The 26,968-nt window shown below is 62.8% G+C and carries 27 protein-coding genes and 1 pseudogene; 18 read left to right on the top strand and 10 right to left on the bottom strand.

Going from position 1 to position 26,968, the window contains the following annotated elements; genetic code table 11:
* The first annotated feature begins 31 nt into the window (after window positions 1-31).
* Window positions 32-388: a hypothetical protein gene (locus QU596_RS08250; protein WP_308514852.1), complete on the top strand. Its 357-nt coding sequence runs from the start codon at window positions 32-34 to the stop codon at window positions 386-388.
* On the opposite strand, the gene queG is transcribed toward QU596_RS08250, so the two are convergent.
* From queG to QU596_RS08235, 4 genes and pseudogenes are all read right to left on the bottom strand, one after another.
* Entirely contained in the window at window positions 346-1,413 is a 1,068-nt protein-coding gene (gene queG, locus QU596_RS08245; protein ID WP_308514850.1) for a tRNA epoxyqueuosine(34) reductase QueG, read from the bottom strand. The two genes, QU596_RS08250 and queG, sit on opposite strands and share 43 nt — an antisense overlap.
* Window positions 1,400-1,810: a hypothetical protein gene (locus QU596_RS08240; protein ID WP_308514848.1), complete on the bottom strand. Its 411-nt coding sequence runs from the start codon at window positions 1,808-1,810 to the stop codon at window positions 1,400-1,402. The genes queG and QU596_RS08240 overlap by 14 nt, the downstream gene beginning before the upstream one ends.
* An 84-nt stretch (window positions 1,811-1,894) precedes the next feature.
* A pseudogene (locus QU596_RS13685) lies at window positions 1,895-1,948 on the bottom strand (hypothetical protein); the annotation flags it as partial.
* Between the two features lie 104 nt (window positions 1,949-2,052).
* A complete protein-coding gene (locus QU596_RS08235; protein WP_308514846.1) occupies window positions 2,053-2,661 on the bottom strand; it encodes an SDR family oxidoreductase in 609 nt (202 codons plus the stop codon).
* 141 nt (window positions 2,662-2,802) lie between these two features.
* Here QU596_RS08235 and QU596_RS08230 point away from each other — a divergent pair, with 141 nt between their 5' ends.
* Window positions 2,803-3,741 carry an ABC transporter ATP-binding protein gene (locus tag QU596_RS08230; RefSeq protein WP_308514844.1) on the top strand — a complete coding sequence of 313 codons (939 nt, stop codon included), beginning with the start codon at window positions 2,803-2,805 and terminating at the stop codon, window positions 3,739-3,741.
* Window positions 3,738-4,937: an ABC transporter permease gene (locus QU596_RS08225; protein ID WP_308514842.1), complete on the top strand. Its 1,200-nt coding sequence runs from the start codon at window positions 3,738-3,740 to the stop codon at window positions 4,935-4,937. The genes QU596_RS08230 and QU596_RS08225 overlap by 4 nt, the downstream gene beginning before the upstream one ends.
* On the opposite strand, the gene QU596_RS08220 is transcribed toward QU596_RS08225, so the two are convergent.
* Entirely contained in the window at window positions 4,934-5,677 is a 744-nt protein-coding gene (locus QU596_RS08220; protein WP_308514840.1) for an isocitrate lyase/PEP mutase family protein, read from the bottom strand. The two genes, QU596_RS08225 and QU596_RS08220, sit on opposite strands and share 4 nt — an antisense overlap.
* Window positions 5,678-5,818: 141 nt before the next feature.
* Here QU596_RS08220 and QU596_RS08215 point away from each other — a divergent pair, with 141 nt between their 5' ends.
* From QU596_RS08215 to QU596_RS08170, 10 genes are all read left to right on the top strand, one after another.
* Entirely contained in the window at window positions 5,819-6,859 is a 1,041-nt protein-coding gene (locus tag QU596_RS08215; RefSeq protein WP_308514838.1) for a substrate-binding domain-containing protein, read from the top strand.
* Window positions 6,860-6,882: 23 nt separating this feature from the next.
* The gene (pstC, locus tag QU596_RS08210) at window positions 6,883-8,262 is read left to right on the top strand and encodes a phosphate ABC transporter permease subunit PstC (protein ID WP_420030904.1); all 1,380 of its coding nucleotides are present in this window, start codon (window positions 6,883-6,885) and stop codon (window positions 8,260-8,262) included.
* Window positions 8,255-9,508: a phosphate ABC transporter permease PstA gene (pstA, locus tag QU596_RS08205; protein ID WP_308514835.1), complete on the top strand. Its 1,254-nt coding sequence runs from the start codon at window positions 8,255-8,257 to the stop codon at window positions 9,506-9,508. Before pstC ends, pstA begins: the two co-directional genes overlap by 8 nt.
* 194 nt (window positions 9,509-9,702) lie before the next feature.
* The gene (gene pstB, locus QU596_RS08200) at window positions 9,703-10,449 is read left to right on the top strand and encodes a phosphate ABC transporter ATP-binding protein PstB (RefSeq protein ID WP_308517963.1); all 747 of its coding nucleotides are present in this window, start codon (window positions 9,703-9,705) and stop codon (window positions 10,447-10,449) included.
* Window positions 10,450-10,460: 11 nt separating this feature from the next.
* Window positions 10,461-11,147: a phosphate signaling complex protein PhoU gene (phoU, locus tag QU596_RS08195; protein WP_308514833.1), complete on the top strand. Its 687-nt coding sequence runs from the start codon at window positions 10,461-10,463 to the stop codon at window positions 11,145-11,147.
* A 2-nt stretch (window positions 11,148-11,149) separates the two neighbouring features.
* A complete protein-coding gene (gene phoB, locus QU596_RS08190; protein WP_308514831.1) occupies window positions 11,150-11,842 on the top strand; it encodes a phosphate regulon transcriptional regulator PhoB in 693 nt (230 codons plus the stop codon).
* A gap of 61 nt (window positions 11,843-11,903) precedes the next feature.
* Complete coding sequence (locus QU596_RS08185) at window positions 11,904-12,545, top strand: DUF47 domain-containing protein (RefSeq protein ID WP_308514828.1); 642 nt, start codon at window positions 11,904-11,906, stop codon at window positions 12,543-12,545.
* Window positions 12,545-13,558: an inorganic phosphate transporter gene (locus QU596_RS08180; protein WP_308514826.1), complete on the top strand. Its 1,014-nt coding sequence runs from the start codon at window positions 12,545-12,547 to the stop codon at window positions 13,556-13,558. Before QU596_RS08185 ends, QU596_RS08180 begins: the two co-directional genes overlap by 1 nt.
* A gap of 132 nt (window positions 13,559-13,690) precedes the next feature.
* The gene (locus QU596_RS08175) at window positions 13,691-16,483 is read left to right on the top strand and encodes a TonB-dependent receptor (protein ID WP_308514824.1); all 2,793 of its coding nucleotides are present in this window, start codon (window positions 13,691-13,693) and stop codon (window positions 16,481-16,483) included.
* Between the two features lie 201 nt (window positions 16,484-16,684).
* Complete coding sequence (locus tag QU596_RS08170; protein ID WP_308514822.1) at window positions 16,685-17,047, top strand: hypothetical protein; 363 nt, start codon at window positions 16,685-16,687, stop codon at window positions 17,045-17,047.
* A 12-nt stretch (window positions 17,048-17,059) separates the two neighbouring features.
* Here the strand turns inward: QU596_RS08170 and QU596_RS08165 are convergent, their stop codons facing one another.
* Window positions 17,060-17,449, bottom strand: coding sequence for a hypothetical protein (locus tag QU596_RS08165; protein WP_308514820.1), 390 nt, complete (start codon window positions 17,447-17,449; stop codon window positions 17,060-17,062).
* A gap of 128 nt (window positions 17,450-17,577) precedes the next feature.
* Between QU596_RS08165 and QU596_RS08160 the strand changes: the two genes are divergently transcribed.
* Both QU596_RS08160 and QU596_RS08155 read left to right on the top strand, forming a co-directional pair.
* On the top strand, window positions 17,578-18,255 hold the full coding sequence (locus QU596_RS08160) for a DUF2490 domain-containing protein (protein WP_308514819.1): 678 nt from the start codon (window positions 17,578-17,580) through the stop codon (window positions 18,253-18,255).
* A gap of 195 nt (window positions 18,256-18,450) precedes the next feature.
* Window positions 18,451-19,458: an ATP-binding protein gene (locus QU596_RS08155; RefSeq protein ID WP_308514818.1), complete on the top strand. Its 1,008-nt coding sequence runs from the start codon at window positions 18,451-18,453 to the stop codon at window positions 19,456-19,458.
* Window positions 19,459-19,590: 132 nt separating this feature from the next.
* Here QU596_RS08155 and QU596_RS08150 read toward each other — a convergent pair whose 3' ends face one another.
* Window positions 19,591-20,394: a LytR/AlgR family response regulator transcription factor gene (locus tag QU596_RS08150; RefSeq protein WP_308514816.1), complete on the bottom strand. Its 804-nt coding sequence runs from the start codon at window positions 20,392-20,394 to the stop codon at window positions 19,591-19,593.
* Window positions 20,391-21,464, bottom strand: coding sequence for a sensor histidine kinase (locus QU596_RS08145; protein ID WP_308517962.1), 1,074 nt, complete (start codon window positions 21,462-21,464; stop codon window positions 20,391-20,393). The genes QU596_RS08150 and QU596_RS08145 overlap by 4 nt, the downstream gene beginning before the upstream one ends.
* 362 nt (window positions 21,465-21,826) lie before the next feature.
* Between QU596_RS08145 and QU596_RS08140 the strand changes: the two genes are divergently transcribed.
* The 3 genes from QU596_RS08140 to QU596_RS08130 all read left to right on the top strand — a co-directional run bounded on the left by QU596_RS08140 (window position 21,827) and on the right by QU596_RS08130 (window position 26,416).
* Window positions 21,827-24,073, top strand: coding sequence for a putative bifunctional diguanylate cyclase/phosphodiesterase (locus QU596_RS08140; RefSeq protein ID WP_308514814.1), 2,247 nt, complete (start codon window positions 21,827-21,829; stop codon window positions 24,071-24,073).
* Between the two features lie 154 nt (window positions 24,074-24,227).
* A complete protein-coding gene (locus QU596_RS08135; RefSeq protein WP_308514812.1) occupies window positions 24,228-25,802 on the top strand; it encodes a sensor histidine kinase in 1,575 nt (524 codons plus the stop codon).
* Window positions 25,799-26,416: a response regulator transcription factor gene (locus QU596_RS08130; RefSeq protein WP_308514810.1), complete on the top strand. Its 618-nt coding sequence runs from the start codon at window positions 25,799-25,801 to the stop codon at window positions 26,414-26,416. The genes QU596_RS08135 and QU596_RS08130 overlap by 4 nt, the downstream gene beginning before the upstream one ends.
* Here QU596_RS08130 and QU596_RS08125 read toward each other — a convergent pair whose 3' ends face one another.
* On the bottom strand, window positions 26,417-26,641 hold the full coding sequence (locus tag QU596_RS08125; protein WP_308514809.1) for a hypothetical protein: 225 nt from the start codon (window positions 26,639-26,641) through the stop codon (window positions 26,417-26,419). It abuts the gene before it with no gap.
* 16 nt (window positions 26,642-26,657) lie between these two features.
* A complete protein-coding gene (locus QU596_RS08120) occupies window positions 26,658-26,954 on the bottom strand; it encodes a hypothetical protein (RefSeq protein WP_308514807.1) in 297 nt (98 codons plus the stop codon).
* Window positions 26,955-26,968: the final 14 nt, after the last annotated feature.

The following is a 26,968-nucleotide window of genomic DNA, read 5'->3' as shown; positions in this document are numbered from 1 at the left end:
GCCTGCGATGATCGCAGTCCATCGTCCGATCATGCGCCACTTTGTCCCCTTAGCCATCGTTTCGCTCGTCGCCGCCTGCGCCCCGCGGCCGGAAACCGTCGCCACTACGCCACCGCCGCCAGTTCAGGCTCCCGAGGCTGGAAGCGCCCTAACAGGGCTGACGACCCAGGAACTGGTCGGGCGCTTCGGCACGCCCGCGCTGCAAATCCGCGAAGGATCCAGCCTGAAGCTGCAGTTCCGTGGGCGGCGGTGCATCATGGATGCTTATCTCTATCCGACGGGCAGCGCTGCAACGCTGAAGGTCACCCATGTCGACACCCGCAACCTGACCGGCGGGGACATCGATCAGTCCGCGTGCATATTCTCTCTGCGCAACGCCGCGATCTGATCGAGCGCCCACCGCGCAGCCTCGCCGACCACCGGGTCCGGGTCCGTCAGCAAGGGCTCGACCGACGGCACTAGCGCGACGTCTCCGCTGTTGCCCGCGGCAATCAGGCAATTGCGGATCATCCGGTTGCGGCCGACGCGCTTGATCGGCGACCCGGCGAACATCTCGCGGAACGCCGCATCGTCGAGCGCGAGCAGATCGCCAAGGCGCGGCGCCGCCAGTTCGGCACGGGGCAGGAAGGCTCGATTTGCGGCGGCTGCATCGGCGAAGCGATTCCACGGGCAGACCGCCAGGCAGTCATCGCAGCCATAAATCCGGTTGCCCATGGCGGCACGGAATTCCAGCGGTATGGGCCCGTCGTGCTCGATCGTAAGGTACGAAATACAGCGCCGCGCGTCGATTCGGTGCGGACCGTCGAAGGCGTCGGTCGGACAGGCCCTCAGGCAGCGCGCGCAGCTTCCGCAATGCTGTCCCGGACCGGCAGGCGGGTCTGGCCGCAACTCCAGGCTGGTTAGAATGACTCCCAGGAACAGCCAGCAACCGTGATCCCGGCTGACCAAATTCGTGTTCTTGCCCTGCCAGCCGATTCCCGCGGCCTGCGCGAGCGGCTTTTCCATTACCGGCGCGGTGTCCACGAAGACCTTCAGCTCCGAAGGAGCCTGGCCGACGATGAAGCGCGCCAGGGCCTTCAGCGCCTTCTTGACCGTTTTGTGATAGTCGCCGCCCTGCGCGTAGACCGAAATCCGCCCGATTTCCGGCTGATTGGCGAGCGCCAGGGGATCGGTCGCCGGCGCGTAACTCATGCCGAGCGCGATGGCCGAACGAGCCTCGGGCCAGAGCGCGAGCGGCGAGACTCGATGAGCCGCCCGGGATTCCATCCAGCCCATCGTGCCGTGATGCCCAGCTTCAAGCCACTGCCGAAGTTCCAGACCGGCAGCATCCGCGCCGTTAGCGGGCGTGAATCCGCAGGTCGCGAACCCTAGCCGCTCCGCTTCTGTCCGGATCTGGTCTTCAAGCCTGTCCATCCATGTGGTCATTGGGGGTCACGGGCAGCCCCAGCAAGTGCCTGACAACCAGCGCGGAATTGGGCGGGTCGATTGGCCGATTCTGACGTGACAGCGCAAAGCCCTTGTAGATCGTCACCAGCGCGCGCGCCAATTCCATCGGCGTCATCGCGGGCGTCTCGCGAACGGCCTGGAAATAACGGTGAAGGAACGCCGCCAGCTTTTCTTCGTGTTCGACAATCATTCGCTGGTGAATGGATCGGACTTCCGGATCCCGGCGCGATTCGATCTCCAACTCGGCGCCGAAGGCGGGCAGGCTGGCGCGTGCATCCATCCCATCAATCCACTCGCCCAGTAACGCCTTGAGCTTGTCTGGATCAGCAGTGGCCGAGGCAACCAGGCCTTCGAGCGCCGTCATGTTTATTTCCACGCTCTCGGCGACCAGCGCGAGGAATAAGGCCCGCTTGTTGGGAAAGTGCCAGTAAACGGCGCCCTTTGTGAAGCCGGCCGCGCTTGCGATCTCGTCCAGCGTGGTCGCCTGATACCCGTTTCTCAAAAAGATTCGTCGCGCCTCGGCGAGGAGGCGCTGCCGAGTTTGCTGCTGATCCGCGTTTACAGAACCGGAGGGAATCGTTGTAACCTCGTGGTTAACGGTCCCTCTTACTGTCGACCTCCGGCCCTAAGAGCAAGACTGCTGTTCCAGCCGGTCTGCACCGAAGCCGTGCAAAGGCTCTGCCACTGCCGCAACGCGTCCAGGATGAGGTGGGGCGGATCGGCGGTGCCGAACGTTAGCACCTGCATGTCGGGCCGGTTGATGGCGCTTGCAAGATCTTCGGCGGCGCGATGAAAGCCCAGTTGCGAACCAGCGTGCCGGTAGGGATCCCGCTGCGGGCCTGGGGATGCAATGTTGACGACGGTGCTGGAACTCGCGCGGACCAGCTTCGCAAACGCACTGGTCATGCGCGTCATCCCCAGCGTGCGGACGTATCCCGCGCCCGCGGCGTTCACCAACAGGTTGCCGCACATCGGCCGGTCGTCGATCGAACGCATGAATTGCCGGACGCTAGCGTCGGACAAGACATCGAGGCCGTGGGCGTGAGCGCCCAGTTGCTCGGCGAGACGATTCACCATCATTCGGTCGATGTCGACCAGCACGAGTTCGACTTTATCGCCGGCCAAGGCGCGGGCGCACAATTCGCCGATCGCCCCGGACGCCCCGGCGACGATGGCCCGGCAGTTGGGCCCGTCGCGACCCCGAAAACGTCTCATTGAGTGATAAGCCACACAGCCATGTAACCGATTACATACCTAGCAGTATGTGATTACCAAGCGTTGACGTTCGGTGAATACGATGAATTGAACGATGGTGCGGCGAGCGGAGCGGAAGTGTTGATCGAGGTTAAAGGTGCCATGGCTGTTTCCAGCGCATTCGCCGTTGAGGCTCACGACCTGGTCAAAGATTTCGGCGATACGCGGGCCGTTGACGGGGTCAGCCTGGCGGTCCCGACCGGCTCGATTTTTGGCCTGCTTGGACCCAATGGCGCCGGAAAGACGACGACGCTGCGGATGCTGTTGGGGATCATCGACCCGTCCAGTGGAAGCCAGACGGTCCTGGGCCGTTCACGGCCCATCGAGGCCGCGCCGGAGATCGGCTATCTTCCGGAAGAACGGGGTCTGTACCCGGCAATGCATGCCCGCGACGCAATTGCATTCATGGGCGCCCTGCGCGGCTTGCCCGTCGCCGAAGGACGGCGCCGCGCGGATGCTCTGTTGGCGGAACACAATCTCGGGGAGTGGGCCAGAAAGCCGATCCGGAACCTCTCGAAAGGCATGGCGCAAACCGTGCAGTTGCTGGGGACCATCGTCCACAAGCCGCGGCTGATCGTTCTCGACGAGCCGTTCTCCGGCCTGGACGCAATCAATCAGGCGCGCCTTGAAGAAATGATCCGGCGAGAGGCGCATGGCGGAGTGACGGTCATTTTCTCGACGCACGTCATCGCCCATGCGGAGCGCCTGTGCGAGCAAATCGCCATTATCGCCAAGGGAAAGGTCGCGTTCGACGGCCGGGTTGACGAGGCTCGCGCCCGGCTCCGTCCGATCGTGCGCTTGCGAACGCGCGCTGTCGACGGCCCGTGGCGCGCCGCAATTCCGGGGGGCGCGCTGAAGGAAGGAGGCGAGTTCGTTTTCGAACTGCCGGCCGGCGGGCCCGAGCCACTTCTCAAGGCGCTAATAGACGGTGGGGCCGGGATCGAGACACTGGCGATCGAACGACCGGGACTGCACGATGCATTCGTGTCTATCGCCGGTGATGCCGCCGCCGCGGCCATGGGCCAGGAGAAAGCCGCATGACCCGCTTTTTTCGCTCCGCCTTCGTCATTGCCCGCCGCGATTTCTCGGCGACGGTATTGTCGAAAGCCTTCATCTTTTTCCTACTCGCGCCTCTATTCCCACTGCTGTTCGGGGGGGTCTTCAGCTCCATCAGCGCACGAGTAGCGGCGCAGAACCACCGGCCCGTCGTGGCAGTCATCGGCGACAAGTCGGACTTCGCCAAGCTGACAGCCGCGCGAGAGCAGGTGGCGCGGGCCGTCGGAGACGAGCATCTCGTGTCCCTGGTCGGATACGCACCCGGGCCCGATCTCGCCGCGCAACAGAAGCATCTTCTCAACAGCCCCGCGCCGCCCATCCGAGCGGTTCTCAGCGGTGGCTTGGACAATCCGCGCTTGGTCGGCGCGCTGGCGAATGATGGCGACACGGTCGGGCAGTTGCAGCTGATCATTTCGAACGCTCGGGTGGGATCGGCGACACGCGAGCCCGACTTCGCGGTACACGACGATGCGCCTTCGTCCGGTGCGACCAACAGTCAGCGGACGGATACCGCGCAGATCGCGCAGACCATCCTGTTCATCCTGACGCTGATGCTCTCGACCATGGTGCTGTCCCAGCTGATCGAGGAAAAATCGAACAAGGTGATTGAGGTCATCGCGGCCGCGATCCCGATCGACGCGATGTTCGTCGGCAAGCTCTTCGCGATGCTCTCAGCTTCGGTGCTGGCGCTGCTGGTGTGGATGGGGTGCGGCGCGCTGCTGATCCAGTTCGTCAAGACTGGCGGCGTCGCCACCTTGCCCGTGCCGGCCGTCGGCTGGCCAATCTTCCTGACGCTGTCTGTCATCTACTTCGGGATGAACTACCTGTTGTTCGGCGCGGCCTTTTTGATGATCGGCGCCCAGGCTTCGACGGCTCGCGAAGTGCAGACGATGTCTCTTCCAGCCACCTTCGCGCAGGTACTCCTGTTTGGCTTCGCCGCGCGCTCGGTTGGCAGTCCGGACTCGCTAGGCGGCATTGCGGCGACGGCATTTCCGCTCTCGTCCCCTATGGCAATGATCGCGCGGGCGGCGGAGGACCCGCGTCTGTGGCCGCATCTCGCGGGAATCGTCTGGCAGGCGATCTGGATCGCCGTCATCCTGCGCTTCGGAGCGCAGCTCTTCCGTCGGACTGTGCTCAAGTCCGGTCCCCGCCAGCCTTGGTGGAAATTCGGCCGGGCTTAGCCGATCGCGTCGCGCGCCATTTCCGTCAGCTTCGCCATCAAGGCGCGGTGCGGGAAGGGGCCGTGGCTGATCCGCGCCACACCCGCGTTGGCCCAGACCTTTTTGTCCGGCGCGCCGGGGAAGGCGATGACGTTCAGCGGTAGTGGCACCGCAGCGACGATACGCTCGATCTGCGCTGGGTCGGCCAGGCGAGGCACGAAGAATCCGCTCGCGCCCGAGTCCGCGAAAGCCTTGCCACGCTCGATAACCTGGTCGACCAGCGCGTCGTCATAGATCTGCGTTTTCAGGAACAGGTCCGTCCGCGCGTTGATGAAGAAGTCGCTGCGGACTGCATCGCGAATCGCGCGGATCCGGCGGGCCTGCTCGTCGAGCGGCTGCACGCCATCGCCGCCAATCACCTGATCTTCGAAATTGCAGCCGACTGCGCCTGTTTCCTTCAGTCGCGCAACGTTGGCAGCGCCCTCAGCTGGGTCGATCGAATAGGCACTTTCGAAGTCCACCGTCAGCGGGACGTCGACGGCGCCGACGATCCGCCGCGCATTGTCGAAGACGAAATCCATCGGCACCTGCTGACCGTCGGGCCAGCCATTGGCATCAGCGACGGGATGGCTGCCCGTTGCCAGCGCTCGGGCGCCAGCCTCGACCACCGCGAGCGCACTTCCCACGTCCCAAATATTGTAGAGGACGACGGGGTTGCCGGGCTGGTGGAGCGCCGCGAAGCTCTGGAAATCTTTGGCCATGGCAAGCCGACTACGCCTGTTCTCCCGGCGCACGCAATCGCGAACGCCATGTCACAGAACTGCAATCGAACCGTCACGCGGCATTCGCCGAACTGTCGCTAGGGCGGGACCTGCAAATCAAGACATTGCGGAGAATTGCTCGTGCACAAGAATTTGGTGGCGCTGCCCCTCGTCGCGCTGGTCGCGGCCTGCGGATCGAACGGCGGCGGGTCGAGCGGTTCGGCCAGCGACATCCGTGTGGTCGGCTCGTCGACCGTCTATCCCTTCACCAAGGCGGTCGCGGAAGAATTCATGCGCGCCAACCCGGGCGTCGGCGTCACCGTCGAATCGACCGGTACGGGTGCGGGCATGAAGCTGTTCTGCGCGGGCGTCGGCAGCCAGTTTCCCGATGTCGAGGACGCGTCGCGAGAAATGAAGAAAAGCGAGTACGACATCTGCCAGAAGAATGGCGTGAAGAGCGTCATCGAGGTTCCGGTCGGCATCGACGGCCTGACGATCATCGAATCGAACCAGGGTCCGGCGATGAACCTGACGCAGGCCGATATCTACAAGGCGCTGGCCGCCAATCCGTTCGGTAAGGGCCCTAACAAGGCGCAGACCTGGAAAGACGTCAATCCGGCGCTGCCCGCGATCAAGATCCGCGTGCTCGGCCCGCCGCCGACTTCGGGGACCCGCGACAGCCTCGCCGACCTGTATCTCGAAAAGGGCTGCGACACCGACCCTGCGATGAAGGCGCTCAAGAAGAGCAATGAGGACCAGCACAAGCAGGTCTGCACCAAGATTCGCGAAGATGGTGCCTTTGTCGAAGCCGGCGAGAACGACAATCTGCTGGTGCAGAAGGTTGCCGCCGATGCCGGCACGCTGGGTGTCCTTGGCTACTCCTACCTCGAGCAGAACGCAGACAAGATTCGTCCGGTGACGATCGCTGGCGTGGCGCCGACCGAGGCGACTATCGCCAACCTCAGCTACCCCGGCGCGCGGAAGCTTTATGTCTACGTGAAGGGCGAGCACATGGCGGCCAAGCCCAAGCTGCGCGACTTCATTGCGCAATATGCGAAGATGTGGAGCACCGGCGGGCCGCTCGAGCGCCGCGGCCTCGTGCCGTTCGCTGGTGCGGACGCCACTGCGGCCACGCAGCAGTCGACGGCGCTGAAGCCGCTCGACCCCAGCATCCTCAAGTAACTTCCGGATCGCGGGGACCTGACATGAGCCTTGGCATCGCGCTCGTCGCGATCCTGCTCATTGCCGCCGGAGCCGGCTGGCTCGGCTTCAGCCGTGCGCGTGGGTTGCGCACGGCGGGCCGGCTGCATTCGCTGCCGGTCTACCATGGCGCCTATGCGCTGCTGTGGGCGGCGATCCCCGCGCTGCTGATCCTCGCGGTTTGGGCGCCGGTCCAATCGGGGCTGGTCCGCCAGTCAATACTATCGAGCCCCGAGGGGCGGACTCTCCCAACCTTCGACATGCAGCGCGACGCGATCGTCGCGGAAGCGACCGACATCGCCCATGGCCGCCTGCAGCAAGGCTATAACGCTCAGTCCACGACCCTCGCCCCGCGCGTCCGCGACGCCGAGCAAAGTTATGCACTGATCGGTGGTCTTGCCGCGATTGCCGCGGGACTGGTCGCGGCGGGACTCGCGCTTCGTCGCAGTGCGCCCCAGTTCCGCGCTCGCACGGGCGTCGAGCGCTGGCTCATGGTCCTCCTGTTCGCCGCCTCGCTGATCGCGATCCTGACCACGCTCGGCATCCTCCTGTCGCTGATGTTCGAGAGCCTGCGTTTCTTCCGCCTGGTGCCCGTTCAGTCCTTCCTGTTCGGGCTCGACTGGAGCCCGCAAACCGCGCTCCGCGCTGACCAAGCCGGCTCGTCGGGCGCGTTCGGATCGATCCCCCTGATGTGGGGCACCTTCTTCATCGGCGCGATCATTGCGATGATCGTGGCGGTGCCGCTCGGCCTGATGAGCGCAATCTACCTCACACAATACGCGCCGCCGCGCCTGCGTTCGTGGCTCAAGCCGATCCTCGAAATCCTCGCGGGCGTCCCGACCGTGGTCTACGGTTATTTCGCGGCGCTGACCGTCGCGCCCGCCGTCCGTGATTTCGGCCTGGCAATCGGCATCAGCTCGGCGAGCAGCGAAAGCGCGCTCGCGGCTGGCCTCGTCATGGGCATCATGATCATTCCGTTCATCAGCTCAATGGCCGACGATTCGATCGCCGCCGTGCCGCAAGCCATGCGCGACGGCAGCCTGGCGATGGGCGCCACGACCTCGGAAACGATCCGCAAGGTATTACTGCCCTCGGCGCTGCCGGGCGTGATGGGTGGCATTCTGCTCGCTGTCAGCCGCGCCATCGGCGAGACGATGATCGTGGTCATGGCTGCTGGCCTTGCCGCCAACCTCACCGCGAATCCGTTCGCCAGTGTGACCACGGTGACGACGCAGATCGTCCAGTTGCTGACGGGCGACCAGGAATTCGACAGCGCCAAGACGCTGGCCGCCTTTGCGCTCGGCCTCGCGCTGTTCCTGATCACCCTCCTGCTCAACCTCATCGCGCTACGCATCGTGCGCCGCTACCGGGAACAATATGAGTAGCGCCGCGCCCAGCCGCTGGACCGGCGACGCGATGAAGAAACGGGTCCGCCGCCGCTATGCGTCGGAACGCTGGTTCAAGTCGCTCGGCTTTGGCGCCGTGGCGCTGTCCGTGCTGTTCCTCGCCTTCCTGCTCGTGACAATGGCGTCGCGCGGCTTCGGCGGCTTCGTCCATTATGAAGCCCGCCTGCCGATCGACTTCGTCCGCAGCGACCTGTTCCTCGATCCGGCTGCCCTGCGCGGTCCTGACGCGGCCCAGACGGTTGCCGGTGCGGACCTTGCGGGCGCGGTCTCCAAGGCTGCCGTGGCCGCGTACGGGCCATCGGCCTCCCAATTGTTCGGCGATGCCGCCGCACGCAAGCTGGGCGACGCCATCGTCGCAAATCCGGATTTGCTCGCAGGTCGGCAGACCTTCTGGCTGCCGGTCAACAGCAATGTCGACGTCGCCGCCAAGGGTGAAGGCGACGCGGCCTCCGAACGGCTGGCGGGATTGGTCGGCAAGCGTGATGCGCTCCGTGGCGCTTTCAACGTACAATTCCTCACCGCCTCCGACTCCACCGACAGTTCTTCAGTAGGGGTTTGGGGCGCACTGAAGGGCACGTTCCTGACGATCCTCATCACCATGCTGCTGGCGTTCCCGGTCGGTGTGTTGGCCGCCATCTATCTCGAGGAATTCGCGCGGCGGAACCGCTGGACCGACGCGATCGAGGTGTCGATCAACAACCTCGCTGCGGTCCCGTCCATCATCTTTGGCCTACTCGGCCTCGCCGTCTTCCTCAACGTCATGAACCTGCCGCGTTCGGCCCCGCTGGTCGGCGGCCTGACGCTGGCGCTGATGACAATGCCGGTCATCGTCATTGCCGGCCGCAACGCCATCAAGACCGTTCCGCCCTCGATCCGTGATGCGGCCCTCGGCGTCGGCGCGTCAAAGATGCAGGTGGTTTTCCACCACGTCCTCCCGCTGTCGCTGCCGGGCATCCTGACCGGCACCATCATCGGCATGGCCCGCGCGCTGGGCGAGACCGCGCCGCTGCTGATGATCGGCATGCGCGCCTTCATTGCTGCGCCGCCGGGCGGAATCACGCAACCAGCGACGGTCCTGCCGGTTCAGATATTCCTCTGGTCCGATGAGGTCGACCGCGGCTTCGTCGAGAAGACCAGCGCGGCGATCATCGTCCTCCTGCTCTTCATGCTCGTCATGAACGGGCTCGCAATCTACCTTCGCAACCGCTTCGAGCGCCGCTGGTGATGGATATGAAAGAAAAGATGCCGATCACACCCACGACGCCGGTGCCGACGCCGTCGGCGGCCATTGCCGCGGAAGCCAAGGAGGATCGCACGACGGAACTCGGCGAATTGCCCGAGCCCGCGCCGGCGCTCGACCATGTTCAGCCGTCGGTGACCGCGCCGCCGGAAGCGCACGACGCCGGCCGCGAGGCCAAGATGTCCGCGCGCGACGTCAGCGTCTTCTATGGCGAGAAGCGAGCGCTCAAGGACATTTCGATCAACATCTACGACGACCGCGTCACCGCCTTCATCGGCCCATCGGGATGCGGCAAGTCGACGTTTCTGCGCTGCCTCAACCGGATGAACGATACCATCGCGGCGGCGCGGGTGACGGGCGACATCGAGCTCGACGGCGAGAACATCAACAGCCCGGCGATGGATGTCGTGCAACTCCGCGCCCGAGTCGGCATGGTGTTCCAGAAGCCCAACCCGTTTCCAAAGTCGATCTTCGAGAACGTGGCGTACGGTCCACGCATTCACGGCCTCTCGACCTCCAAGTCGGAGCTCGAAGGCATCGTCGAACGCTCGCTAAAGCGCGCCGGCCTGTGGGACGAGGTGAAGGACCGTCTAGGCGAAAGCGGCACGGCGCTCTCGGGCGGTCAGCAGCAGCGTCTGTGCATCGCCCGCGCCATTGCGGTCGATCCGGAAGTCATCCTGATGGACGAGCCCTGCTCGGCGCTCGACCCCATCGCGACCGCCAAGATCGAGGAACTGATTCACGAGCTGCGCGGCCGCTACGCCATCGCGATCGTCACCCACAACATGCAGCAGGCCGCCCGCGTGTCGCAGCGGACTGCCTTCTTCCACCTCGGTGAGCTGGTCGAATACGGCAAGACCTCGGAAATCTTCACCAACCCGCGCCAGCAGCGCACCACGGACTACATCACCGGCCGGTACGGCTGATCGGAGCAGATATGCAGCAAGCCAGCGGACATACGCTCAAGGCCTTCGACGAAGATATCGAACGGCTCCGTGCCCTCATCAGCCAGATGGGCGGCCTCGCCGAGCATGCGATCGGAGAAGCGATGCGCTGCCTCGTCCAGCGCGACGTCGAAGGCGCGCAGAAGGTCATCGCCGACGACAAGAAGCTCGATGCGCTGGAGGTGGAGACGGAACGGCGGGCGGTCCAGTTGATCGCGCTCCGGGCACCAATGGCTGGCGATCTTCGCGACGTGGTCGCCGCGCTCAAGATCTCGGGTGTGGTCGAAAGGATCGGCGACTACGCCAAGAACATCTCGAAGCGTGTGCCGATGCTGGAGCATGCGGGGAAGATCGAGCCGCTGTCGCTCCTGCCGGAAATGGCGCGGATCGCGACGGCGATGGTTCACGATGTGCTCGACGCTTTCGTGGAACGCGATGCCGACGCGGCGCTGCGGGTGTGCGAACGCGACAGCGCGGTCGACGATTTCTATGATTCGATCTTCCGCACCCTGCTTACGCATATGATGGAGAATCCGCACACTATCGGCCAATCGGCCCACCTGCTGTTCGTTGCCAAGAATTTGGAGCGGGTCGGCGATCACGCGACCAACATTGCGGAAATGGTTTATTATGCTGCGACCGGCCGCCACATGGCCGACCGCCCGGGCAAGTCGAAATAGCCATGGCCAACGCCCGCCTCCTGCTGGTTGAGGACGACCGCGCACTCGCGGACCTCGTGACCTTCCACTTCGAACGGTCGGGTTACGACGTGACCCGCACCGGCGACGGCGAAGAAGCACTGATCCTGGTCGACGAGGTCAAGCCGGACGTCATCCTGCTCGACTGGATGATCGAGGGCATCAGCGGCATCGAGGTCTGTCGCCGCCTTCGGCGCCGATCCACCACGGCGAATGTGCCGATCATGCTTCTCACCGCCCGCGGTGAAGAGAGCGACCGCATCCGCGGGTTTGAGACTGGCGCCGACGACTACGTTACCAAGCCATTCAGCCCCCGCGAACTGGTCGCGCGGGTCGGCGCCGTTATGCGCCGCGTCCGGCCGGCCTTGGCTGGCGAGCGCCTGGCTTATGCGGACATTGAGATGGACACCGCTGCCCACCGCGTTCGCCGCGGCGGCGAGCTGATCAATCTCGGCCCGACCGAATTCCGGCTGCTCCGCCACTTTCTCGAGCACCCTGGCCGCGTCTTCTCGCGCGAGCGTCTGCTCGACGCAGTATGGAGCCACGACCCGGACATCGATGTGCGCACGGTCGACGTCCACGTCCGGCGTCTCCGCCAGGCCATCAACGCCGGCGATCGCCCGGACTTGATCCGGACCGTGCGCTCCGCAGGTTACTCGCTCGATCAGGAAGCCTGATAGGCCTGTTGCCCCTGCCGTTTCGGCAGACTAAGCCGACGCGCCACTCAAAGGGGGTCGGATGTTCGGCTGGTTCCAGCGCTTGTTGCCCCAAAAGGGTGATTTCTTCGGCTTGTTCGAAGCCCATGCGGCGACTCTCGTCGGGGCGGCAGACGCACTGCTCAGTCTGTCCAAGGACGATGTCTCGACGGGCGAGATGCTCAAGGTCATCCGCGACCGTGAGCATGATGCCGACGACATCATTCGCCGGGTCCTGACCGAGGTCCGCAAGACCTTCCTGACGCCGTTCGATCGCGGGGCGATCACTTCGCTGATCGGCGCGATGGACGACACGATTGACGAGATGCTTGCCTCCGCCCGCGCCATCGATCTCTACGAGCTCAAGGAATTGCGCCCGGAGATGAAGGAGATCGTGCAGCTGATCCATGAGGCGGCCTCGGTGCTCGCCGAAGCGGTGCCGCTACTGCGCAACGTCGGCGCCAACGGCGCTCGGCTCCATGAATTGACCGGACGGCTTGTCAGCCTCGAGGGCCGCGCGGACGAAACCCATGCCCTGGGGCTGAAGACGGCATTCCAGAACGCGCCTGCCAGTCCGCTGCAGTTCGCGGTCGCTCGCGAAGTGTTCAAGAACCTCGAGCGGGTGATGGACGCCTTCGAGGATGTAGCCAACGAAATCGACGGCATCGTCATAGACCACGCCTGATGCACGAGCTGGCTTTCCCGCTGCTGGTCGGCCTGATCATCGTCGCGCTGGCGTTCGACTTCCTGAACGGCCTGCACGACGCCGCCAATTCGATCGCGACGGTGGTGGGAACGCGGCTCCTCAGCCCGGCTGCTGCCGTGGCCTTTGCGGCCTTCTTCAATTTCGGCGCCTACTTTCTCGCGTTGCAATGGCCGCAACTACACAAGGTCGCCGACACCATCGGCAAAGGGATCATCGACAAGGATCTCGTGACGCCCGCGGTAGTGTTTGGGGCCCTCGTCGGCGCGATGTTCTGGAACGTCGTCACCTGGCTGAAGGGCATTCCGTCATCGTCCAGTCACGCCCTTGTCGGCGGGCTGGTTGGCGCCGGCGTGGCACACGCCGGAATGACGGGCATCCAATGGACGGGCCTCAACAAAACGCTGATTGCGATCGTGCTGTCACCGACGCTGGGCCTGCTCCTGACGATGGCCATCATGCTGGCGACCAGCTGGCTAGGCGTGAAGGCCACAGCCCGCGGAGCCGAACGAACCTTTCGGGGCCTGCACCTGGTTTCGGCTGGCGCCTATTCCTTGGGTCACGGCCTCAACGACGCCCAGAAGACCATGGGCATCATCAGTGTCCTTCTTTATTCGACAGGGCACCTCCACGGCGAATTTCACGTCCCGCATTGGGTGGCGCTGAGTTGCTACATCGCGATCGGGCTCGGCACGCTTACCGGCGGCTGGCGGATCATCGAGACGATGGGCAGCCGCATCACCAAGCTGAACCAGCATCAGGGGTTCAGCGCTTCGCTCGGCGGCTCGGCGATGCTTTTCACCGCCTCTTATTATGGCATTCCCGTGTCCACGACCCACACGATCACCGGCTGTGTGATCGGCGCCGGTGCCGCCCGCCGCGCGTCGGCAGTGCGTTGGGGTGTCGCGCGTAGCGTGATGATCGCTTGGCTGATCACGATCCCGGCCTCGGCCGCCGTGGGTGCACTGTTCTATTTCCTGACCAAGCTTTTTTAGAGCGCTGGGCCCGTCAAAAAACTGCAATAGCAGATTCACCGAACTGATCGGCGACCCGTCACAAGCCTGACCCGCCGCGCCCCTAGACCGCCCTCATCCGGCCCGGAGCGGGCCTGGGGGAAAGGTTTAAACATGAAGATTCGTTCGCAGGACGCGGTTGCCGCGACTCCTCTCTCAACCCGCAATTCCGCGCGCGCGGCTCGCCTAATACTCACCGGTGCGCTGCTGGCTTCGTCGGCTTCGATCGCCCTCGCGCAGGCGGTCGTCCCCGGCTCGACCAACACCCCGCAGCAGGAACAGACGACCAGCAATGCGCCCGCGACCCCGTCGCCGCTCCCACCAGCGCCGCAGGCCGATGACGTGGCGCAGCCGGCAACCGGGTCGACGGTGATCGAGAATGCGCCGCGCGCACCGCAAGATGACGCCGGTCTTCAGGCGATCGTCGTCACGGCGACGAAGCGTGAGACGAATTTGCAGCGCACGCCGATCGCAATCAGCGTCGCCAACACGCAAGCACTGGCCGATCGGCACGCCACCAGCTTACTCGACCTTGGCGATGGTTCGATCCCGAGCCTTCGTGTCGCGACCTTCGAAGCGCGCCAGTCGGCGCTCACCGTCGGCATCCGTGGCATCGTTCCTTTCGACGCCAATCAGACCGCGCGCGACCAGGGCGTCGGCGTTTACGTCGACGGCATCTACCTTGCACGGCAGCAGGGGTTGAACGCAGCTCTCCTCGACATCGACCGGATTGAGGTTCTGCGCGGACCGCAGGGCACCCTCTTCGGCCGCAATACCGAGGGCGGTGCCGTCAGCATCATCACCAAGGCGCCGACCGGCGTGTTTGGTGTTCGCGGCACAGTCGGCGTGGGCAATTACGGTTCGCGGGAAGGCGCGCTGCACATCGACCTTCCCGCCTTTGCCAACATCGCGGTAAAGCTCGATGCGATTTACGACCACCAGGATGCGACGGTGAAGAACCCGCTCGCTGGCCAAAAGGGGTGGAACTACCACGACACCGTCGGCGGCCGCGTTGCCGCGCGCTGGACACCGGTGGATGGGCTGACCGTCGACCTGTCCTACGATCAGGCGAAGAATGAGAACACGCCCAACTACAGCCAGCTGATCAATTACAACCCCAACGGCTACAACGTCGGCACTTACGGCGGCACCAACGGCACGACGCTGGTCTACAATGGCCAGCCGTGCAACGTGACCGTCGGCGGCGTTACCACCAATCCCTGCATCCGACCGCTCTCGCCCATCGTTCAGGTCACGGGCGGCGATCGCCAGAAGACGGCGGAGATCGGCGTCCCGCAGCAGCCAAGCGTCGATCGCACCAACGGTTTCGCCGGCACCATCAAATACAAGATCTCGCCGGCGCTAGAGCTGCGGTCGATCACTGGTTACCGCCAGGTCGGCGTTCACCAGTGGGACAACAGCGGCGGACCGCACCGGACGGTTTATGCGCCTAACACGGGCTTCAGCCGCTACTCTCTGTCCGAGCTGTACCAGCATCAGTTCAGTCAGGAATTTCAGGCCGTGGGCAGCTTGAAGTCGCTCGATTATGTGGTCGGTGCCTACTACTTCTGGGAGAAGGTCAAGGAATTGGCGGCCACGCCAACGACGAACACCTGGAATGCCAATGGTACTGGATACACCATCAACAACGCGCTTCTGTGGAATCGCGAAAACTGGAGCCTTCAGCGTGACAGCAGCGCCCGGGCGAAAAGCTATGGCGTTTTTGGTCAGGCAACGTGGACGCCGGCGGGCTTCGATATCTTTCATCTGACGGCGGGCGCACGCTACACGAAGGATAAGCGGAACGGTGTGCTCGACATCGTTGGCGGCCGCACGACCAATTTCCTGTTCGACTACAACAAGGACCGGATCGATCCGATGGTCGTCGCGGCGATCGACGCGACGCCGGACATGCATTTCTACGCCAAGTACGCCACCGGCTTCCGTGCCGGCGGTGCTAACTCGCGCTCGGCAACCTTCACGGCGTTCGATCCGGAAACGGTGCAGAGCTTCGAGATTGGATCGAAGATGGACTTCCTCGATCACCGCGCGCGCCTGAACCTCGCGGCCTATTACATGCGCCGCAAGGGCACGCAGACGGACTTCGACAACGTCGATACCGATCCACGCAGCCCGACGTTCAACCTTCACACCGAAGAAACGCGGAACGCACCTGGCGTGTCGAAGATCAAGGGCATCGAAGCCGATTTCACCATCCGCCCACTGCGCTCGCTGACTCTTGGCGCATCCTATGCGTACACCGACATCAAGGTGCCGCCGACGCCGAATCCCTTCCTACCCGGCAATCCGCTGTTTCAGGTCTACACGGTCTTCACCCCGAAACACGCTGGCTCAGCCTATGTCGATTATGAGATCCCGACCTCAATCGGTGAGAGCAAGCTGCGCTTCCACCTCGATGCCAATTATGCGGGGCGGCAGTACAGCTTCCAGTCGGAGCCGGTGAAGACGGACAAGAGCTTCATCGTGAATGGCCGCGTCGCGCTCGCCGACGTTTCCGTTAATGACGGCGCGGCGCTGCTGACCTTCTCGCTCTGGTCGCGGAACCTGCTGAACGAGACGCACATCTATCGCCGGTCGGCGGCGAATTCTTCTCCAACGCAGGTATTCTCCGGCGGCCTGCCGACCAATCAGTTAAACTACTCAGGCGTCCTGGGCGACTACGGCAACTTCAATCCGCCACGGACCTTCGGTGCTGAGCTTGCGTTCAAGATCGGTGCCCCGCGCAGGATCGAACCTTATGTCGCGCCACCGGCGCCGCCGGCGCCGCCGCCAGTACCGGCAACCGTAACCTGCGAAAGCGGCGCGGTAGTAACGGCGCCCGGCAACTGCCCGGCTCCGCCACCGGCTCCGCCGCCGCCGGCACCGACGGCCGAACGCGGCAAGTAAGTTTCTTTAGGTACGTGTAGGCCGCGCCAGGAAACTGGGGCGGCCTTTTTGCAATAAGCTTTTTCGTGGGATGTTGCCTAATGGCAACTCACACACCGCCGTCAAGCAGAGCGTAAAGCAGAATTATGACAGTCTGATGACACGTTTGCACCTAATCGCAATTGGGCATATCCCGTCTCTCACACATCGATGGAGATGGTGATGAAAGTTTTTCAAATCGCAGGGCTTTCCGCTGTTCTTGTGCTCGCCGCTCCGGCGACCGCGCAGCTCAATTCTGTCAATGATCCGGCGCCAGGCTCGTCATCCCTGCTGAGCTCGAACTATTCGAGCGCCGAACGTGAGATCCGCGCTGCGAATGTGTCGAAGTACGATCCCGCTCGGGCGATGAACTTGGGCGTCGCGCTGGCCAAGCAGGGCCGGCAAGAAGAGGCGGCCAAGCAATTCAATCACGTGCTGATGGAAGCGGACGTGGAAATGGTCGTCGCCGATGGGAAGACGGTCATGTCCCACGACTTGGCTCGCTACGCGCTGGCGTCGCTCCGCAACGGCGTCCTAAGCCATTAGTCGTTGGGCGGGCTAGATCAGCCGCGGCTGCCTGGCGATCGGGCTTTCTGAGGCGATCGCGAGCTCGTCGCCACGGCGTTCGATGATCGTGCGTTGGTCATCCGTGGTCAGCATCACGCGGACGAGGTTCAGCGCGCCGCCTGCAGCACGCTCGACCGACACCGTGGCGAAACAACCGTTCTTGCCATCGCCCAGCCGGCCGGCTGCGAGCTTTGCAGCGGCCGCGGCGTCATCCTGCGCCACGCCTGCATCAATCAGCAAGCGGGCAAGGCCGCGACCGTCCGGCAAATGCAATTTCAGTTCGAACTGGCCCGCCAGCTTCACCGGGGCAATGCCGACCTTCGCGGGGGCATTGAGAAACGTTGCCGTCTCGGCGGCCGTCGATGGCGATGCCATGCTCATTGCGAGCAGCGCCGCGGGACACGAAAGCAATCGTCCGAGACTGACCATTCGTCGGTCGTGCCGCGGGAATAGTTCACGCCGATGCCGGATTGATTGCAGATTTGTGACGGGCGGCTATGCCTGAAGCCATGCTTTGTCGCGCCACATGTATCAGCTTGGCCGGGATGTTTCTCGCCGCTTCGACGGGCGCCGAGGCGCGGTCGGATTCACAGATTTGGGGAACCGCTTCGGCCAACTTCAAATTCTCGGATAGCTGGCGTCTGTCGGAAGAGCTGGTCACGCGGTTCAGTGACAACAGAAACGGCCTGTACGAAATCGAAGCTACCACGATGCTCAATTACAAGGTGGCGAAAGATGTCACCCTAGCCGCTGGTTATGTTCACAACCCGCAATATGCGAGTGGCGATTTCACGGTGATGGAGCGGCGGGCTCGCGAGCAGGTGACTTTCGACAATGTGGCCAAGCTCGGGCGCGGGAAGTTGAGCGCGCGGCTGCGGCTTGAGCAGCGCTGGCGTGAACACATCGACGGGACAGGGTGGAGACTGCGTCCCTATGTGAAGTATTCCCTTCCTTTTGCCGGCAAGGCGGCAGTCAACTTCAGCAGCGAGACTTTCTTCAATCTCAACTCGACAAGTTTTCAGCGGCAGAAGGGTCTCGATCGCGTCCGCAATCTCGTGTCGATTTCCGGGCCGCTCTCCACCAAGGTCAATGCCGAGGTCGGCTACATGAACCAGCACGGCTTCGTCCGCGGCGGACCGGATAGCAGCGACAATATTGCCTACCTCGGCCTGAGCGCGAACTTTTAGCCAAGTCATCCATGCGACCCGCCCGGGTCATGGATCCGCAACAGCACGATGACATTGTCGCCCCGTCACCCGATGTTGCGATCCGCTCTCCGATCCTCCTCTCCCCATTGGTTTGGACTGCGGTCCAACCGGGTGACAGAAATAGACCAAACGCAAGACGTGGCTGCTGTCGGCCAATCCGCTACAGTGCCTTCGATGGCGGCTCTTGGTGAAACCGAACGTGCGCTGGTTAATGCGATCGACGAGGCGGCGTTTATCGTCGCGGGCAATCTCGTCGTGCTCGCCAATCCTTCCGCGCAGGAGCTGTTGGGGCAGCGCGTGGAGGGGCGTGACGTCCGGCTAGCGATCCGGCACCCGCAGGCGCTCGAACTGATCTTGTCGAACCGCTCGGGCGATGTCGATGCCAGCGGCATTGTCGAGCCCGGCCGGTCGTGGCGGATCGTCATCCGGCGTTTGCCGAATGGCGCTGCCTTCGTTCGGATGATCGATCGCTCGGCCTCGGTCTCCGCCGAGAAAATGCGCGTGGATTTCGTCGCGAATGCCAGCCACGAGCTTCGAACTCCGTTATCCACCGTGATCGGGTACGCGGAAACCCTCGCGGAGGAGGGCGAACTTCCAGCAGAGATGCGACTGAAGTTCGGCCGAACCATCCGCGATGAGGCGCGGCGGATGTTGCGGATCATCGAAGATCTGATGAGCCTTTCACGAATTGAGGCCGACCGCTTTCTTGCTCCTGCGGATGTTGTGGACATTGCGGACATCGTGGGAACGTCGGTCGCCAATGCCGGGCATGTTCGGGAAAATGCGGCTTGCAAGGTTTTGGTCGATTTGGCGCCGGACCTGGGCTCGGTGCGCGGGGACAGAGGCCAGTTGATCCAGTTGTTCGACAACTTGATCGGCAATGCCGTTCGCTACGGCTGCGAAGGGCCCGGCGCCGTCATAAACGTCCGCGGTCAGCGGGACGGCGGCTGGATTAAGCTTTGCGTGCAAGACCATGGCCCCGGGATCGCTCGCGAACATCTTCCGCGCCTGACCGAGCGGTTCTACCGCGCAGACGCAGCGCGCAGCCGTGAGAGCGGTGGAACCGGTCTCGGCCTTGCAATCGTCAAGCACATTGTCGAGCGGCACCGCGGCCTACTCGACATCCAAAGCATCGTTGGGGCCGGCACGACCGTTACTGTTCGCCTGCCCGCCGCGTCGTAACCGCAAATTTCGTTGTTAAATTACAGTTAACCGTCTACGGCGCGCGCGCCGGGACCGGTGACGACCTTCGCAGGTCTCGGTGCCCAAGGGATCCGCTCGCGCTTCGGCGCGGGCGGGTCTTCCTCGGCTGTGCTAATGCACGAACCTAGCGACGACATCGCGATACGACCTCGAGACCTTCACTTGCGCGCCGGAGTCCAAAACGAGGAAGCACTCGCCGTTGGTATGCGGCTTGACCTGGCGCACCAGGTCCAAGTTGACGATGGTCGAGCGGTGGACGCGCTGAAAACGACGGGGGTCGAGCCGCTTCTCTAGGTCCTTCATCGTCTCGCGCAGGATCAGCGTATTGTCGCCGGTCTGGATGCACATGTAGTCGCCCGCGGCATCGATCCGCTCAATTGTGTCCACGTCGACCCGGAAGATCTGGCCCTGATCCTTGATGTTGATCATCTTCTCGAAGCGGTTGGCGGCATGGGCGTCCGGCGTGGCGTCGGCCAGTTCTTCCGCCGCCTCCGGTGCATGCTCGGCAAGCGCTTCCTTCAGGCGTTCGGATTCCTCTGCGCTGCGCCGCTCATTGAGGCGCTGGCGAACGCGATCCATCGTTGCAGCGAGGCGATCTTCGTCGACTGGCTTCATTAAATAATCGACGGCTTGGGCATCGAAAGCCCGCAGCGCGTGCTCACCATAAGCCGTAACAAAGACGAACAATGGCGGCTCGACGTCCATCAGCCCCTGAATGACGGAGAAGCCATCGAATCCGGGCATCTGGATGTCGAGGAAAACCAGGTCAGGCTTGTGAGTCTTGATTTGACGGATCGCCTCACGCCCGTTGGCCGCGGTCGCGATGATCTCGACATCGTCGAACGCCTGCAGCCGAAGCTGAAGGCCTTGCGTGGCGAGGGGCTCGTCGTCGACCAAGATGGTCCGAATGCTCATGCGGCTCTGTCTCCGGTTTCGAAGGGTATTTCGAGGATAACGCTAAAGCCCCCACGGTCGTTCTCTTTGGTCTCGAACCGATGTGCGCCGCCATAGGCCTGCGACAGCCGGTCGCGAATGTTCGCCAGACCGACGCCCGTCGACGGGCTGGCGGCCAGCTCCGCACCATGTCCATTACCGTTGTCCGCGACCTCGATGCGCACGGCCTGACCCTCGCGCATTGCGGTGAGCCAGATATCGGCCCCGTTTTCCGCCGGCGTCACAGCATATTTGATGGCGTTTTCGATCAGCGGCTGAAGGAGGAGCGATGGCAAGCGCGCGCCGATCGTTTCCGACTCAATCTTGAAGTGCGGGCGCAGGCGATCCTCAAAGCGCATCTTTTCGATTTCAAGGTAAAGCTTCAGCGTCTCGACTTCCTGCGCAAGCGTCACCTTCGCAGTCGGCTCATTCGCCAGCGTGTAGCGCAGGAACGAAGATAGTCGGGCGAGCATCGCATTGGCGCGTTCAGTCTGTTTCAGCAGGACAAGGGTCGAGATCGAATTGAGGGTGTTGAAAAGAAAGTGCGGATTTAGCTGATATCGAAGCATCGCCAGCTGGGCGCTGGACGCTTGCGCCTCCAATTTCTCGCGCTGCCTGATCTCGAGCTCGAGGAGGAGGAAGTAATTGATGCCGTAGTAGAGTGCCGTCCAGGCCGCGAGCAGTGCAAAATTAAGGGGAAGGGCGCCGAGGTAAGCCAGTCCCTCAGGCTTGAATTCCGGCTTTAGGAACGTGGCGACGCTCCACGTTTCGATTATCGAGAACGTCACCGACGCGATGATTACCGCCGCAAGGGACAAAATGAGTGTCCAGATCGGCGTGATCTTGATTAGCCGCCGATAGAGCGAAGCCATCAGCAGCGTCAGCGAATAGCCGGTCGCCGTCAGCAGCAGCGTGTGAACAAGCAGAATCCAGCCAAGGTTATTGGCGAACCCGGAGAGCGTGCGGAGGAACAGGTAGCCGCCCCAACCGATGGATTGTAGAATCCAGAAAGCTCGATTTTTATCGTCGAAGAAAGGGCGATTGAGCCCCATCCCACGTGCGATTGGCTCGGCAGGCGACTGGATTTTCGGGACGTCCGTCGCGCGCTTCACGCTCGCTCGCCGGTCCAGTGTCGCGCTGTCGGTAGCCATCAGCTCGTCATATAGAGGTGGCTGGCGGCAGATGCGAGCGCGGTAGGGCTAATGCCCGGTTAATGGCGGCCGCTAACTCATCGTTTTCACCGCCGAAGAAATCATCAGCCCTTAACTCCGCCTCAACTCTCTTTGGCTATCCCGCTGATCGGACGTGGAACGGCGGGCGGATGTACGAGGCTCCTGATAGGTATAAGCGTTTGATTTCAGCCCGCCTTCCCGGAGGGGAATCGGCGGGAATCGCGGCGCATGAAGCGGCGGACTTGGAGAGTTCGCCGCTTCGAGATGTCCAGTTGATTTCGCGCGCCCAACTCGCGCCCTTCTTTGCAATCGCCAACGTCGTCGCGGCTTTGATGATGCTCGCGAACTTGTGGGATGTGGTTTCAGCCAGTTGGCTGCTGCCCTGGGCCCTCGCGGTCGGGGGCGTGAACCTGGTCTTCATGCAGCTTGCGCGCCATCAGTCGATCACCTGCGTCGGACGATCGGGCCAACGGGTCCCGATGTGGATGCTGATCGGTGAGATTGTTCTCCGCGCCGCTACCTTTCTTTGCGTCCCGATTTACTTCTTCCCGGCGCTCGATTCCGGCACCCAGGTCATCGCGGCATCCGTGATGGCGGGCTTGGCGGTCGGCGGGCTTGGCCTTGTTGTCATGCCGCAGTCCGCGATGGCATGGATGACCTCTTTCACGCTGGGCATCGGCGGCGCACTGGTCATCGGACGACATTCAGTGCCGTTCCAGCACATGCTATCGATCCTTTTCACCCTTGGCGTGTCGGTGACGGGGGTCATGACGGTGGCACGCTGGGCGTTCCACCAGCTGAAGATGAACGCGGACGTCGGAACTCAGAGCGAGAGCGCGAGCCTTCTCCTTCAAGAATACGAACAACGCGGCGTGGGTTGGTTGTGGCAGGTCGATGCCGACAACCGCTGCACCTATATCAGCTCACGCATGAGCGCCCTGCTCGGGAGGCCCGCGAGCCAGCTGATCGGGCATTCGCTTCCCGCATTGCTTGGCGGCCATGCGGAGCTCGGAAAGGTCCTGCTCGAACGCCAGCCGTTCAACGCGCTTGAGATGGAGCTGGCGACCCCGCGCGGTGCACGCTGGATCTCGATGGCCGGCGATCCGATCATCGACACCGCGGGGCGCTTCGAAGGTTTTCGCGGCGTCGGCTCGGACATTACCGAGATCCGCCAGACGCAGGAACGCCTGACCCATCTCGCGAACGTCGACGTCCTCTCAGGGTTGCCGAACCGAGGCCGTGTCCGCCAGCTGCTCGGCGAAGCCCTGCGCGGCGCGACTAGCGGCAATGTGCCCTGCGCAATCATGTTCTTAGACCTCGACGGCTTCAAGCCGGTCAACGACACGTTCGGCCATCCCAAGGGTGATGCTGTGCTGCGCGCGGTCGCCAAGCGCCTGGTCGACGAGGTCGGTCCGCATGGCACGGTCGGCCGCATGGGCGGCGATGAGTTCGCGATCGTCGTCACCGACGCGCAAAGCCGCCGTAAAGTGGAAAACTTGGCCGACCGGATCATCCAGTCGATCAAGGAACCCTATATGATCGACCAGACGGAAATCCGCATCGGTGTATCGATCGGCTGTGCCTTCGGTCCGATCGACGGCGCAACGGTCGACGACCTGATCCTCAAAGCCGACCTCGCGCTTTACCAGGCGAAAGATGCCGGTCGCGGCGTTGCGCGCTACTTCTCATCGGAATTGCAGTCGGAGCAGGAAGACCGTGTTCGCCTTGAAGCGGACCTGCGCAGCGCCATCTCGTCCAAGCAGTTCCATCTTGTCTATCAGCCGCTGATCAACGCGAAGACGCAGAAACTCGTCGGGTTTGAAGCGCTGATCCGCTGGAATCACCCGCAGCGCGGCTTCGTCCCGCCGAACGTCTTCATTCCTGTTGCCGAGGAAACCGGCCTCATGGGCGCCATCGGTGAATTCGTCATCGACGAGGCGTGCCGGACGGCTGCAACCTGGCCGGAACCAATCACCGTCGCGCTCAACATCAGCCCGCGCCAAATCATTCTTCCCGCGCTGCCGAACATCGTCAGTGAAGCGCTCGCGCGCTACAAGCTTGCCGGCAATCGAATCGAGCTCGAGGTCACCGAAGGCGTGTTTCTCGGCGATAATGGCTCGACGCTCGATGTCCTCAAGCGTCTCCGCGCGCTTGGTGTCGGGATTGCCCTCGACGACTTCGGAACGGGTTACTCGTCGATCGGCTACCTCAACAAAGCGGTGTTCCATAAGTTGAAGATCGACGGCAGCTTCGTCCGCGAGGCTGGCTCTCGTCCGGAGAATGTCGCCATCATCCAGTCAATCGTCCAACTCGCCAAGAGCTTCCGGATGACGGTGACGGCCGAGGGTGTCGAAACCGCCGAGGATTTCGAGCGCATGCGCGACCTCGGCTGCGACGTCATCCAGGGCTATTTGTTCGGCAAGCCGTTGCCATACGAGCGCGCCAACCAGATGGTCACGGGCCTCGGACGGAAGAAGATGGCGAGTTAGCCAAGGCCTTCCTTACTGGCGCGCGCCTCTTGTTTACTTTGGTTATGTTTGAATTAGGCTAAGTCGGGCGGAGGGCGTGAATCTGAGCCTGCTGACGACGACCCAAGGACTTTTCAAATATCAGAGTGGGAGGGTCATCGCCCTTGGGCGTGTGATGCTCGCGATCCTGTTCCTGCTTGCCGTATGGGCGGATCGCAGCGAGCCAAATCGCTCATTTCTAGGCACTTATGGGGTTCTGATACTCTACGCGGCCGGAGCAGCGGCGATTGCCGCTGCCACCTGGCGCAACTGGTGGCTCGACGCACGACTGGCGGCGCCAATGCACGCCTTCGACATGGCCGTTTTCACGGCGATCATCTTTTCGACCAATAGTGCCACCAGACCATTCTTCCTGTTTTTCGTATTGCCGCTGTTATCGGCAGCGGTTCGCTGGGGGTGGCGCGAAACCGCGCTGACCGCCGTTGTTCTCACGGCCATGTTTCTAGGGGCGGGCTTTCTTCTGGGAGGGACCGAAGGATGGCAGCCGGAGCGGATCGTGACGCGCGCGGGTCACCTCATCACCTTGTCGCTGCTGCTGATCTGGTTCGGCATTCACCAGCATTTTTCGCGACTGTTCTTTCAGCCTGAAGACATCGATGAGGGGCCTGACCAAGTTTCCAATCCGCTAGTGCGTGCGCTTGGCACGACAATGGCCGCCACCGGCGCAGCAAATGGAGCACTGTTGATCGCTCCAATGGGCGACGAGGCTAATGAAGGCATCATCATCACCAGCGGAAATTCGCGCAGCCTCACGCTGGGCCAGCCTCCCGTCGCTAGCGCGGGTGCCAGTTCCTTCATATTCGATATTTCTCGCGATCGGCTGCTCACCCGGCGGGAACGCGGATCGTTCGATTTTGGAACTGCGTCGTCGCGTGTCTCGATGGAGGAAGCGCGCAGCATCCATCTTTCCCAAGGGCTGGCCGCGCGGGTGGCGACGGATACGCAGCAGGGATGGCTCCTGCTCTGGAATATTCCTGACCTTTCCTGCGATTTCATCGACCTCGGCCGTGAACTGGGAAGAGCGGCCGGCGCGATCATCGATCGGTATGCGCTGCTCCAGGCAATCGAGAGCAGCACCGCTGCAAGGACGCGCTTGGGGTTGGCACGCGATGTCCACGACAGCATCGTACAGTTTCTGGCCGGCGCAGCCTTTCGTGTCGAAGCCATCAAGCGGTCGGCGACGGCTGGGGGCTCGGTGAGTCAAGAGCTCGACGAGCTAAAGCGGCTGCTGGTGGAAGAGCAGGGCGAGATCCGTGGCTTCCTGCTTGCGCTGCGGCGTGAGCGCGAACTCGACCTCTCGGAAGCGACCGCGGAACTGAAGATGTTAGCTGACCGGTTGGGTCAACAATGGTCGGTGGAGTGCCACGTCACTGCGCACGGCGACGGAAGCACGATCCCTATTCGACTCCAGCTCGATCTTCATCAATTGCTGCGGGAAGCGGTAGCCAATGCGGTCCGTCATGGTGGCGCCAATCGCGTCGACGTCGATCTTGCCGTGGAGGATGGGGAGCTGCAAATGACCGTAATTGATGATGGCTCCGGCTTTACTCATGCCTCCGGCTCCAACGTCGTCGAGCCGCGATCTCTCAAGGAACGCGTTGAACGGGCCCACGGCTCCTTGCATCTGACGACCCGTCCGGGTTCCACGAATATTCTGATCTCTGTCCCTTTAACCGGAGCTGCAGCGTGACCCGAGTACTGCTTGTCGATGACCATCCGATGATTGCGGCGGCGCTGGAAATGCTCCTCCGGGAAACGGATTATGAATTACTGGAGCGCGCACGCACCGTCGCCGAGGCCGTCAAGCAGATCGCGAAGCTGAAGCCAGACCTTTTGCTCCTAGACGTTCATCTGCCGGACGGCTCCGGGCTGGACTTATTGCGTAAGCTGTCGCTTGGCCGGGCACGTCTCAAAGTCATTCTTCTCACGGCGGGGATGGACGATTCTCAGTTACTGTCCGCGCAGGACCTCAGGCCCGAAGGGATGGTGTTGAAGACGTCGGATCCCGGCTTACTGCTCGAATGCATGGATGCGGTGGTGTCGGGTCAGCCCTGGATCGATCCGGAAATCGTCGAGCGCACAAACCAGGCTCAGGAACGCGCGGCCTCCGCCCCGCCGCTGACGCGCCGAGAGCGCGAATTGGTCGAACTCGTGCGCCAGGGCCTGAGAAATCGCGATATCGCGGCTGAACTGGGCGTCACCGAAGGGACGGTAAAAGTCTACCTCCACGCTATTTTCGACAAGTTCAAAGTTGATAACCGGACAGAGTTGGCATTGCGAGCAGCAGAGCTCGTCAAACGGTAATCACGCGTCCGCGCCCCAGCCTTCGAACAAGGCGCTACGAGCGTTGATGCGCGCAACGCGCTTGATCTCCCGCGCGCACGCGTCGAGGTCCTCCTTCAGCAGGTCGATCATGGTGTCGATGTTGTCGTCGTCGCTAAGGTAGCTGGTCAGCTGAAGCGAACGGGCAAGCACGCGCGAACCGTGGGCACCATGTTCGACATAAAATTTGTCGAGGATCCCGCTCATAGCCTTTTCCCCTTCCTCAGTAACGCGCCAGGAGGAATTCGCGGGCGGCACGATATTCCTGCGGCGTTATCCGACCGTCGTTGTCGGCGTCGGCGATCTTGCGAAATTCGGCCGCGGCGGAAGCAGCCTCGGAAGGTTCTAATTGGATGTCCCGATTGGCGTCATGGACTTTCAGCGCCCAATTCATCAGCACCCAATCACGTTCGAACAGCGTCTGCGCCGCCGGCACAGCCTTCAAACTAGCGGGGACAGGCTGTGCGATGGCGGGAATGGCGAAAAGGCCAGTCGCGGCTAAGAGCAATCCTTTGACCATGACCCCACAACGCT

The sequence above is a fragment of the Sphingomonas flavescens genome (genome assembly GCF_030866745.1).
In the GTDB taxonomy this organism is placed as follows: domain Bacteria; phylum Pseudomonadota; class Alphaproteobacteria; order Sphingomonadales; family Sphingomonadaceae; genus Sphingomicrobium; species Sphingomicrobium flavescens.
This window is presented reverse-complemented; position numbering and strand designations above follow the sequence as displayed.